This is a genomic window from Rothia sp. (in: high G+C Gram-positive bacteria), from assembly GCF_015265375.1.
Taxonomy (GTDB): Bacteria; Actinomycetota; Actinomycetes; order Actinomycetales; family Micrococcaceae; genus Rothia.
On record NZ_JABZXW010000064.1, the window covers coordinates 1 to 10,890 of the forward strand.

At 60.6% G+C, this 10,890-nt stretch carries 8 protein-coding genes and 1 pseudogene; all 9 read right to left on the reverse strand.

Annotation, left to right across the window (positions count from 1 at the left end; genetic code table 11):
• Positions 1-181: pseudogene (locus tag HXO69_RS07680) on the reverse strand (multidrug transporter); the annotation flags it as partial.
• 216 nt (positions 182-397) lie between these two features.
• A complete protein-coding gene (gene cydB / locus HXO69_RS07685; RefSeq protein WP_296546323.1) occupies positions 398-1,468 on the reverse strand; it encodes a cytochrome d ubiquinol oxidase subunit II in 1,071 nt (356 codons plus the stop codon).
• A gap of 21 nt (positions 1,469-1,489) precedes the next feature.
• Positions 1,490-3,061, reverse strand: a complete 1,572-nt coding sequence (locus tag HXO69_RS07690; protein WP_296546325.1) for a cytochrome ubiquinol oxidase subunit I — start codon at positions 3,059-3,061, stop codon at positions 1,490-1,492.
• 525 nt (positions 3,062-3,586) lie between these two features.
• Entirely contained in the window at positions 3,587-5,689 is a 2,103-nt protein-coding gene (locus HXO69_RS07695; RefSeq protein WP_049346332.1) for a type IIA DNA topoisomerase subunit B, read from the reverse strand.
• Positions 5,690-5,912: 223 nt separating this feature from the next.
• The gene (locus HXO69_RS07700; protein ID WP_296546326.1) at positions 5,913-7,142 is read right to left on the reverse strand and encodes a peptidase E; all 1,230 of its coding nucleotides are present in this window, start codon (positions 7,140-7,142) and stop codon (positions 5,913-5,915) included.
• A 307-nt stretch (positions 7,143-7,449) separates the two neighbouring features.
• The gene (locus HXO69_RS07705; RefSeq protein ID WP_296546328.1) at positions 7,450-8,106 is read right to left on the reverse strand and encodes a non-canonical purine NTP pyrophosphatase; all 657 of its coding nucleotides are present in this window, start codon (positions 8,104-8,106) and stop codon (positions 7,450-7,452) included.
• A gap of 38 nt (positions 8,107-8,144) precedes the next feature.
• Positions 8,145-8,876 (reverse strand): ribonuclease PH, encoded by a 732-nt coding sequence (gene rph / locus HXO69_RS07710; RefSeq protein WP_005506419.1) that lies wholly within the window; start codon positions 8,874-8,876, stop codon positions 8,145-8,147.
• 142 nt (positions 8,877-9,018) lie between these two features.
• Positions 9,019-9,912, reverse strand: coding sequence for an MBL fold metallo-hydrolase (locus HXO69_RS07715; protein WP_296546330.1), 894 nt, complete (start codon positions 9,910-9,912; stop codon positions 9,019-9,021).
• A partial coding sequence (gene murI, locus HXO69_RS07720) for a glutamate racemase (RefSeq protein WP_296546332.1) occupies positions 9,903-10,890 on the reverse strand: 988 nt, incomplete at its 5' end. The genes murI and HXO69_RS07715, both read right to left, overlap by 10 nt.

The following is a 10,890-nucleotide window of genomic DNA, read 5'->3' on the forward strand; positions in this document are numbered from 1 at the left end:
AGACGGCGTGGACGCTTTCGTCGCGTTCCAGCGGCGGGTTGAAGAGCGAGCATGCGCTCAGAGGCATGATGCCGATGCAGAGCAGGGCGCCCGTGGTGAGCAGACGGCGGCGCGTGCCGGTGCGCGGGGCTGTTCCGGTGCGAGGAGCGGATGCGGCGGTGCGGCGGTTGAGAGATTTCATCGTTGAACACCTTTCATAGGAGTGAGTTGCTCACCACATTACACTTTTCGTGCCTTGTCGCGCCTTAAATCCGGGGGGGGTGTGCACCAAAAATTTTTGCGCACCCACTCGCCTGCCGCGAGCTGCATCCTCTGCGAGAATATCCTCTGAGGGCACAGAAAAATCCCCCGAACTTCTCGCAAGAGAAATCCGGGGGATCCTTCAATCAGCTATATGCTACTTGGTCGGCAGTTCAGCCAGTTCGGTAGCGTCGTGTGCTTCGGGGATGTGATCCACGTGCAGACGCTTACGGAAGACCCAGTAGGTCCATGCCTGGTAGACGAAGACGACCGGCAGACCAAGGCAGGTCACGAAGGTCATAACGCCCAGGGTGTACTCAGAGCTGGATGCGTTCGCAATGGTGAGCGAGTATGCCGGGTCCAGGGTGGAGGGCAGAACGTTCGGGTACATTGCGGTGAAGATTGCCAGCGCACCGAATGCGAGGAACACGGACAGACCAGCGAAAGCGCGACCCTCACGGCCACCCTTTGCGGAGATCCAAGCAATCAGAACAGCAACCACAGCCAGGATGGTGCACAGCCAGGAGATGCCGTTACCGGTGGTGAAGTCCAGAGCCAGAACCCATGCAACAATCGGCAACAGCAGGACGGGAGCCCAGCGCACCAGGGTGTTGCGGGCACGGTCGCGGATATCGCCGTCGGTCTTCAGAGCGATGAAGGCAAGACCCTGAACCAGGGAGAAGCCAACGAAGCCCAGACCGCCGAGCAGAACCGGCAGGGAGACCCAAGCGAAGGCGCCACCGACGCGGTCACCGTTGTCGTTGATGGGCAGACCCATGGAGGTCAGGCCCAGCAGAGCACCGACGAGCAGTGCGATACCGAAGGAGGAGACGGACAGAGCGATGTTCCAGTTACGGATCCACTTCTCGTCGTTCTTCTTACCGCGGTATTCAATTGCGACCACGCGCAGAATCAGGAAGACCAGCGCAAGGGTCAGGGGGATGTACAGAGCCGAGAAGAGGGCTGCGTACCAGATGGGGAATGCTGCGAAGATAGCAGCACCGCCGGACACAAGCCACACCTCGTTGCCGTCCCAGACGGGGCCGATGATGTTCAGCAGCAGACGACGTTCCTTCTCGTTCTTGCTGAACTTGGAACCCATCAGCATACCGACACCCAGATCGAAACCGTCGAGAATCATGTACATGATGAGGAAGACGCCAATGGCTACAAACCAGAGGGTGGGCAGGCCAGGCTGACCGGCAAAGATATTGAAATCAAAGTTCATGGTGAATCAATCCTTACCCGCCTAGTAGGCGAACTCCAGCACATCGCGCTTGGACTTGTCGTTGGACTCGTCCTCGTGGTGCGACTGAACCAGCTCGGGCATTGCTGCCACCACACCGGCCTTGACGTACTTGATGAGCAGGTAAACCTCAACCACCATCAGCACACCGTAGAGCAGACCCAGGGTGAGCAGGGAGAAGAGGATTTCTTCACCAGAAACACCCGGGGAGATAGCTGCTGCGGTGAACAGGTGAATCGAGGGGTCACCCTGAAGGTTCGGAGCCACAACGAAGGGCTGGCGGCCCATTTCGGTGAAGATCCAGCCGAGGGAGATGCCAAAGAAGGGAGCCAGGATAGACCAGACAGCAACGTTCTTGAGCAGCTTGGACTCGGGAACGGTGCCAACGCCCTTCTTACGGGTTACCCACAGTGCGTAGAGGTAGAGGGGCAGTACGACTGCACCCAGACCAATCATGCCGCGGAAGCCCCAGTAGGAGACCTCGAGGGAGGGCAGGTAGTCAATCTTCTGACCTGCACGCTCGCCGTAGAGCGGGTTGTTGGGCAGGTTGGTGCCGAACTTAGCTTCGTACTCGGGCAGCAGGGTCTGAATACCCTTCACCGGGGTGTCGAAGTTGTCGTGAGCCAGGAAGGACAGCACGCCGGGAACCTCGATGATGGGGGTGATCTTGTCACAGCTCTGAGCGCCGAGCTCGCCGACGGTCAGAACGGAGAAGGAGGTGCCGTCGTGGCAGGCGGCCTCGGCGGCAGCCATCTTGAGGGGCTGCTCGTGAATCATCATCTGTGCCTGCAGGTGACCGGATGCACCAACACCTGCGAACGCGAGGAGACCAACGACTGCGCCCAGGCGCAGGGACTTGAGCCAAACCTGGAAGTCCTTCTTGTCTCGTGCGCCCTTGTCGGACTCACCAACGACGACCTTGCCGTCAACGACCTTGTCGATGCCGTCCTTGCGGCGACGCCACAGCTTGTACCAGGCAATACCGACCAGGAAGCCACCGGCGACCTGAATGGATGCGGTGATGACGTGAGAGAAGGTCACCCATGCGAGGGGGTTCATCAGCACTGCGCCAATGTCGGTCATGCGGGGACGACCGTCAATCATTTCTGCGCCAACGGGGTGCTGCATCCAGGAGTTTGCAACCAGAATGAAGAATGCAGAAATCCAGGAGCCAAGGACTGCCATGAACAGCGAGAATGCGTGTACAGCAGGCTTGAGGCGGTCCCAACCGAAGATCCACAGACCCAGGAAGGTCGACTCAACGAAGAAGGCGAAGAGGCCTTCCATTGCCAGCGGAGCGCCGAAGACGTCGCCGACGAAGCGGGAGTATTCACTCCACGCCATGCCGAACTGGAATTCCTGAACCAGACCGGTGGCCACACCCATAGCGAAGTTAATGAGGTACAGCTTGCCCCAGAACTTCGTCATGCGCTTGTATTCGTCCTTCTTGGTACGAACGTAGCAAATGTACAGGTAGGTCACCACAAGGCCCAGACCCAGAGTCAGCGGAACCATGAAGAAGTGGTAGACGGTGGTAATACCGAACTGCCACCTACCAAAATCAAGGGGATCCATTGATAGGTCCTTACTATGTGTGTACTTAATGTGCGTTTGTGCCAGATTTCGGGTAGTCCACCATCGATGGAGGGCATACGAGAGTTACTGACACAGTGTCTCTCATGCTTCTAAGGTACAGGGTTTTCCTAAGAAGCTGTGAGTAGGCTGTGCATAGTATGGACGTTTATTGTTTGACGTTTCGCTAAAGGTACCTTGGACGTTATCCCTCGATGCAAGGGTGGTGAGAGGAATGAGACACGATGGTGCCTTGCGGGGTTGAGAAGCAGTTTCGGAACCTTGGTGAAATATTGCAGTTTTTAATATTTTCTGCAAAATTTTGGTGACAGATTTCGTGATTGTGACAGGTGCTTCAAGTAGTGCTCAAAGCTTAAATTTGCCTGTTTCATGCGGAATTTACGCGGAATCTCCGAGAATTGCGTGACTATTCTCACACAAAATTCATGGATTGTGACACGCCAGCCACCACTGCCCCGCAAGGCACCGCAATGCCCCGCAAGGTACCGCACGCTACATATCGATGCTCTACATATCAATGCTCTCGGCATCCAGCTGATGAGCACCCGCAATAATGAATTCCTTACGCGGAGCCACCTCAGAACCCATCAACAAGGAGAACGCACGCTCGGCAGCCTCCGCATCCTCAATGCGAATACGGCGCAACATACGATGACGCGGATCCATCGTGGTCTCAGCCAGCTGGTCAGCGTCCATCTCACCCAGACCCTTATAACGCTGAATGGGTTCCTTATAGGACACACCCTGCTCCTGCAAAGAATCCAGAAGCTCATGCAACTGCTTCTCCGAGTAGGTGTACACCATCTCGTTCGGCTTGCCGCGGCGCACCACCTCCACACGATGCAGAGGCGGAACCGCAGCGTACACGCGACCCGCCTCAATCAGCGGACGCATGTAACGGTAGAACAGGGTCAGCAGCAGGGTACGGATGTGGGCGCCGTCCACGTCCGCATCGGTCATCATAATGACCTTGCCGTAGCGAGCAGAGTCCAGGTCAAAGGTACGACCCGAACCCGCACCGATCACCTGAATCAGCGCCGCGCACTCAGCATTCGCGAGCACATCAGTCACCGAAGCACGCTGAGTGTTCAGGATCTTACCGCGAATCGGCAGCAGAGCCTGATACGAAGAAGAACGCGCCAGACGCGCAGTACCCAGCGCCGAGTCACCCTCCACAATGAACAGCTCAGAATGCTCAACGTTGGTCGAACGGCAATCCACCAGCTTAGTGGGCATGGACGAAGACTCCAGCGCGGTCTTACGGCGCTGAGTTTCCTTATGAATACGCGCCGAGACGCGGGTCTTCATCTCAGAGACGACCTTCTCGCACAGAGCTGCCGCCTGAGCCTTCTCCGCACGGGCGGTCGACTCCAGGCGAGCCTTCAGCGCATCACCCACAACCTTCGACACAATCTGGCGAACCGCCGGGGTACCCAGAATCTCCTTGGTCTGACCCTCAAACTGCGGCTCGGCAAGACGCACGGTCAGCACGGCGGTCAAGCCGGCGAGCACGTCGTCCTTCTCAATCTTGTCGTTACCCACCTTGTACTTGCGGGCGTTATCGGCAAGGTGCTTACGCATCACGCGCAGCAGGCCCTGCTCAAAACCGGTCGTGTGAGTACCGCCCTTGGGGGTGGCAATAATATTCACGAAGCTGCGGACCGTCGTCTCATAGCCAATGCCCCAGCGCAGCGCAACGTCCACTTCACAATCGCGTTCCACGTCGGTCAGCTGCGAGCGGCCGTCCTCACCCAGCACGGGCACGGTCTCAGTAAAAGAGCCGCTGCCGCTAAAACGCCAGGTGTCGGTAATACGCTCATCGTGCGCCAGGAACTCGACGAACTCGCTAATGCCGCCGTCGTACTGGAAAACTTCCTCGTGGGGCTCCAACTCGCCGGGAGTGCCGGGCAGTCGGCGCTCATCGCGGATGCAAATACGCAGACCCGGAATGAGGAACGCGGTCTGGCGCGCACGAGCAGCCAAGTCCTCGTAGCTGAACTTAGCGTCGGGGGTGAAAATCTGCGGGTCAGCCCAATAGCGCACACGGGTGCCGGTCACGCCGCGCTTAGCGCGACCCACAATCTGCAGAGCGTCAGTGCCCTCGGTTGCGGGAGTGAACGGATCTTCGGGCTTGGGGGTGCGGCCGGACTCGAAGAATCCGGGAATGCCGTGGCGGAAGGACATCTGGTAGGTCTTCGAGCCACGGTCCACCTGCACGTCCAGACGGGAAGACAGCGCGTTCACCACGGAAGCGCCCACACCGTGCAAACCACCGGACGCGTTATAGGAGCCGCCGCCAAACTTACCGCCGGCGTGCAGCTTAGTGAACACGACCTCCACACCGGACAGGCCGGTGCGCGGCTCAATGTCGGTGGGGATACCGCGGCCATCATCGCGCACCTCAACCGAACCGTCACGGTACAAAATGACCTGAATGGACTGGCCGAAACCGGCGAGCGCCTCATCCACCGAGTTGTCGATAATCTCCCAGAGGCAGTGCATCAGGCCGCGCGAGTCGGTGGAGCCAATGTACATACCCGGGCGTTTGCGTACAGCTTCCAGACCTTCCAGCACGGAGAGGTGACGGGCGGTGTAGTTCGAAGACGCCACGGGATTCCTTTCGGGTGAATATGTCTGCGGTGGTGAACGCGTGCCACCGGACGGAGTGCGAGTCCGGCTCAAGTGCTACGGGGGCAGAACGACAGCGGGGCACGACGCGTGTCGTGCCCCGCAGAGCGTTCAACGTTCGGAACTCTATTCTAGCGTGGCTTGGGGAAAAGAGTGATTAAGACAGTCACCGCTAATGCGCTGCTCTGCTCCCACGTTCTTTCCCCTAGTGTGCCTCACCCGAGGCGCGCGAGGAGCTCTCGTGACGGTTCGTGACCATGATATTGGACTTGAAGTAGAACTCTTCGGGAAGCTCATTCGTGACCGGGCCGTGCGGGAATTCGCTGAGCTTCGGCACGAAGTACCAGTCCATCAGCTCGCCGCTGCTCTGCTTGAGCACGCGGCGTTCCCTCATGGCGTGGCGTACCTTGCGGCGCAGGTGGGTGCTGTCTTTCAGGGTGCTGGTGAAGACCCACGGGGTCTCGTAGCCTTCGGTAATCATGCCGAAGGTGATGCGCAGGTTGCCGTTCTCGTCGGCATCCATCGTGAAGTCGCCGTCGGCGATGTCGGTGAAGGCGAGCATCCAGCTGTGTCGGCGTTCGTAGCTTTCGCGGGTGGTCTGCAGCGCCGCAATGATGCGGTGGTCGACCAGCAGCTCCACCTTACGTTCGGTGATTTCACCCAGACGCGCGTAGGAGCCGAAGGCGCGGTTCGCGCCGCTGCGGCGAGGCCACTTCGTCACCGCACCGTGCGGCACCTCCCCCGCAAAGGTGAAGGGGCCCGTCATGGTGCCGGGCAGACGCAGACGCTCAAACGGCGCAGTCGGCAGGAAGGTCGTCAGCAGCTGATCGGAGCTCACCGACTTACCCCAGCGCGCCATCTCAAAGATGGTCGGTTCGGGGCCCACCGGGTAGAGGCGCGGCATCTTGCGGCCGAACTCGTCAAAGCCCTCAATAAACTCACCGTTGGAGCTGTACCCCGGCATGGTCGCACCCAGCGGGCGGGTCCACGAACCCGAATACGGCTTGGTCAGGTGCGGGTTCTCGACCGGCAGGATGCTGGTGCGGGCACCCAGGTAGGCGGGCATACGGGACAGGTTACGCCAGGCGAACTTCGCGGCAACCGCCTCACGCCACCACATCGGGCGTTTGCCGGGGGTCTGACCACCCAGGCAGTGCATGAGCAGCCAGAATCCAGCCCAGCCGAGGCACCCTGCGGCAACCACGCAGAAAATAATCGTCAGCACAGTGTGCAGGGTTCCGGTCGCCCAGATATTCGTGGCGATCAGAGCCATGAACGCCACCCACGCCGCCATGACGTACGGGCCGAGCGTAATCATCGGATCGACCACCTTCACGGCGGCAATGACGCGGCGGTTCAGGCCGCGCCACACGTAGGAGTACGCCCAGCAGCCGGCGGCAAGGGCGAGTGCCATCAGCAGAAGAAGGATGAGCATCGGTGTGTCTCTTTCGCTGCAGGTTTTATACCGCGGTCGGTGACGGGCGGGCATCGGGCAGATGCACCGTTGAAATGCTCTTCAATAGCAAAACTCGCCTGCCGAAGGTACCTTCAGCAGACGAGTTCTTTGGTGTCACTAACCTTGAGGTAAAGCTTCTCACACTATTGTGCCTTTAATTGGTATCCCTGTGGGGGATTTTAGGGGGATGCACGAAGAATTCGTGCCCCAACCCCGCGTTTTCACCCATCAGACCGGCACAGCAAGTAAGCTCTGATGCCTCAGCGACAGTTTTAGACAGCGGTTTTTAGGATGCCAGCGCCGCCGCAATCTGAGGAATCAGTGCCTCAAAAGCACGCGCACGGTGGCTAATCGAGTTCTTAATCTCCGCGGGAATCTCCCCGCAGGACTTGCCGGCGTACTGGCCCTCGTACAGGGCATTCTCACCGTTCAGTTCCACGGGGCGCAGAATCGGGTCGTAGCCGAAGCCGCCCTCACCCGCCGGTGCGGTCAGCAGCTCGCCGGGCAGCTCGCCGTACTCGACCGCCTCAAAACCGTTCGGGGAAGCAACTGACGCCGCGCAGCAGAACTTCGCGCCGCGGTGCTCGGCAGAAATATCGCTCAGCTGAGCCAGCAACAGGTTCAGGTTCGCGGAGTCATCGCCGTGGCGACCCGCCCAGCGTGCCGAGAAAATACCGGGAGCGCCGTTGAGCACATCCACCGACAGGCCGGAATCGTCAGCAATAGCGACCAGGCCGGTTGCCTCGGCAACAGCGCGCGCCTTCAGCAGGGAGTTCTCCGCGAAGGTCACGCCAGTCTCGGGAACGTCGGGGGCGTTCACGCTGGAGGCGTCAATCACCTGGGTGTCAACGTCCAGGCCGTCAATGCGTCCGCGCAGAATTTCGCGCAGTTCCTTGAGCTTGCCCTTATTGTGGCTTGCCAGAACAATCTTTGCGTCTGCCATAGTTTCTCCTTGTCGACGGAACTAATTACTGGGACGGGTTAGTGTGCCAGTGCTTCACGCTGAATCTGAGCCAGCTCTGCGGTGCCTTCCAGCGCCAGGTCGAGCAGGCTGTTGAGCTCGTCGCGGTCGAAAGGCGCGCCCTCGGCGGTGCCCTGAACCTCAACGAACTTGCCGCTGCCGGTGACGACCACGTTCATGTCGGTCTCGGCGCGAACGTCTTCGGTGTAGGGCAGGTCCAGCATGGGGGTGCCGTCAATAATGCCCACCGAAATTGCGGACACCGAATCAATCAGCGGGTTCGCCTTAGCGGGCAGAATCTTCTGCTCCTTCGCCCAAGAAATAGCGTCAGCCAGCGCCACGTACGCGCCGGTGATGGAGGCGGTGCGGGTGCCGCCGTCAGCCTGCAGAACGTCGCAGTCGAGCACGATGGTGTTCTCGCCCAGCTCGTCCATGTTGATGACCGCGCGCAGGGAGCGACCAATCAGGCGAGAAATCTCGTGGGTGCGGCCACCCACGCGGCCCTTGAGCGACTCGCGAGAAGAACGGGTGTTGGTGGCGCGCGGCAGCATCGCGTACTCGGCGGTCACCCAGCCCTTACCTTCACCCTTGAGCCAGCGCGGCACGCCCTCGGTGAAGGATGCGGTGCACAGCACGCGGGTGTTGCCGAACTCGATGAGGGCGGAACCCTCAGCATTGCGGGACCAGCCGCGGGTAATGGTGATGGGGCGCAGTTCGTTGAGGGCGCGGCCGTCTTCGCGGGTTGCAGTCATGGGTTCTCCTTGAATCTGTCTGCGGAATCTGTGTCTGTCTGTTGACTCTATGTCGAAAAGTGGGCGGGGCTGAGCGCAGTTTGCACTAGTCCAGGTTGTTTTAGCCTAGCTCGGGTTTGGTCTAGTCCAGCTCGGGCTTCGCCTAGTCTAGATCTGGCTTAGGGAGCGCAATCGCGGTGTTCAGCGGCGGATCGAGCACCTCTACCACGTTCAGGGTGGACGTGACCGGGTGAGCCTCCGTCGGGCGCGGGTAGATGCGGTAGCTTGCCGCCATTTCGGCAATGCCGACCGGGCCGGAGAAGGCACTGCGCGCCTCCGCGTAGGCGATGTCCGGGTCGTTCCACACGGGCAGGTGGGTCAGCAGCAGGTTACGCACGCCCGCCTCCGTGGCAGCCTCACCGGCACGCTTGCCGGTCAGGTGAATACCGCGCAGGGCATCATCGCGGCCCTCCTGGTATGCCGCCTCGCAGAGGAACAGGTCAGCACCGCGCGCAGCCTTAACCAGGCCCTCGCACAGGTCGGTATCGCCCGAATACGAGAACACGGTGTGGCCCTCGCGGTCGTTGCAAGTGATGCGCAGGGCGTACGGGTCCTTCGAGGGGTGAACCACGCGGAACGGCTCCATGCGGAACGGGCCAATCTGCACGGGCTCACCCTCAGTCCAGGTGTGGTACTCGAACTCGGTGCTCATACCCGGATCCGGGTCCAGGCCGTGAGTCGCCGAAAGGTACTCGTTAATCGCGGCGGGACCGTACAGCGGAATGCGGCCCTTGGGCCAGCCGCGCGGATCCCATTTGACCGCCACGTGCAGACCGGACAGGTCAATGCAGTGGTCCGGGTGCAGATGCGAAATCAGGATCGCGTCGATATCGCTCAGGTCGATATGGCGCTGGAGCATTCCAAGGGAGCCATTGCCCATGTCCATGATGATGCGCCAGGTTCGACCCGCGAAGTCCGTGGCGGTGAGCATGTAGCAACTAGCCGGTGAGACGGGGCCGGGAAAGGAACCCGTGCAACCGATAACGGTTAGACGCATGAGGAGTCGTCCTTAGTGGTGGTGCCGGAAAATTCAGTGCCTGCGGTAGCCTCCGCTACCTGGTCGGATTCTGCCTCGTCATCGCCGAGGTTAATGTTGCGGTGCGCCGCGAGCATTTCGGGAGTGATGGCGGCAAGCGAGCCGGTCGGGTAGCGTTCCGCCACGGAGCTGGTGTGGCGAACGTTGGTGACCTCGGGGCCGAGGAAGCGGCGTGCCAGCTGCGAGAACGTCTCAGATTCGCCGGTGGCGAGGAATTCGTGGTGCGGGTTTTCCGCGGGGACCGGGCTTTCAATGGCGTGGTTGAGCAGTTCGCGGTACACGTCCTTCGCGGTCTCATCCGCGGAGGAAACCAGGGTGACGTCCTCACCCATAATGTAGGAAATCACGCCGGCCAGCAGCGGGTAGTGGGTACAGCCGAGCACGAGGGTGTCCACGCCAGCATCCTTGAGCGGCTGCAGGTACTCGCGGGCGGTCTCCAGCAGCTCGGGGCCGGAGGTAATGCCCTTCTCCACGAACTCCACGAAGCGCGGGCACGCCACCGAGTGCACCTCAAGGTTCGGGGTAATCGCGAAAGTGTCCTCGTAGGCGCGGGAGGTGACGGTCGCCTCCGTCGCAATCACGCCGATCTTGCGGTTACGGGTTGCGGCGAGCGCACGGCGGGCGGCGGGCTGAATCACCTCGATGACGGGGATGCCGTACTGGCGGGTGTAGCGTTCGCGGGCGTCGCGGAGCACCGCTGCGGAGGCGGTGTTGCAGGCGATGACGAGCATTTTCACGCCGGAGTCGACGAGTTCATCCATGATGCGCAGCGCGTTGGCGCGTACTTCTGCGATTTTGAGGGGACCGTAGGGGCCGTGGGCGGTGTCGCCGACGTAGATGATGCGTTCGTGAGGCAGCTGGTCCATGATGGCGCGTGCCACGGTGAGTCCGCCAACGCCGGAGTCGAAGACGCCGATGGGTGCCGCGGCGGTGGGGCCT